1 protein-coding gene is annotated in these 883 nt (G+C 63.3%); it reads left to right on the forward strand.

Translation table 11 applies throughout. The features are described 5' to 3' along the window. Positions 1-132 precede the first annotated feature (132 nt). Positions 133-687, forward strand: a complete 555-nt coding sequence (locus LHA35_RS28385; RefSeq protein ID WP_338051023.1) for an NAD-dependent epimerase/dehydratase family protein — start codon at positions 133-135, stop codon at positions 685-687. Positions 688-883: the final 196 nt, after the last annotated feature.

Here is an 883-nt window from a genome sequence, read left to right on the forward strand (position 1 = left end):
GCCAAGCACGAAAGGAGGCCACAACCCACCTGACAGAAGCCGAAAACCCCGAACTTCCAGCCACAACCCGGGTCAAATCCTCATGGCAATCCCGGGTCAGCTCTCAGTGGCAATCAACATGTAGCCTCCGGCGTGCACGGGATTCCCACCATGGGTCTGCGCTTCTTCAACGTTTACGGCCCGCGCCAGAGTCCCTCCTCGCCTTACTCCGGAGTCATCTCGGTCCTCGCCGCCCGGATTGTCGCGGGGCAGCCATTGACCATTCATGGGGACGGCATGCAGACGCGCGACTTCGTCTACGTCGCCGACGTTGTATCACATCTTCACGCCGCCATGAGTCTGCTGCACCATGCGCAGCTTGGAGGCGTGCTCAATGTCTGCACGGGCCGGGCGACTTCCATCCGGGGGCTATCCGAGGTGCTGGCCCGTGCTGTAGGTCACACGCCCGAAATCGTAACGAGCCCGGCACGGGCGGGAGATATCCGCCATTCGCTCGGAGATCCGTCTGCGGCGACCGCGCTTCTCGGCGTAAGAGCTACGACGCAGCTTGAAGAAGGATTGGCCGCTATCCTGCAATGGATAGGTGATGAGAGTTGTGCCGGGATGACCTGCGCTCCTGAATCCAATCCGGGTTTGGTGGGGGAGTTGGCCTCCTCGGGGAGGTCGGGGTGCCAGGAAAGCGCTTGATGCCGGGCGGAGTGTTCGGATGCTGTGACAGGCTGAGGTGGTGCTGGTGCAGGGCCGGAGGATGGTCAGGGTCTCTCCTAGTGGAGCGAGTCTAACGCTTGGTGCCCACGCCTCGCGGCGGCGATGACGTGGTCCGGGTGCTTGGTCCATCGGAAGGGGCGCGGGTCGGCGTTGGCCTCCGCGACGAAGCGGTTGA

The sequence above is a fragment of the Roseicella aerolata genome (assembly GCF_020523605.1).
GTDB classification, from domain to species: domain Bacteria; phylum Pseudomonadota; class Alphaproteobacteria; order Acetobacterales; family Acetobacteraceae; genus Paracraurococcus; species Paracraurococcus aerolatus.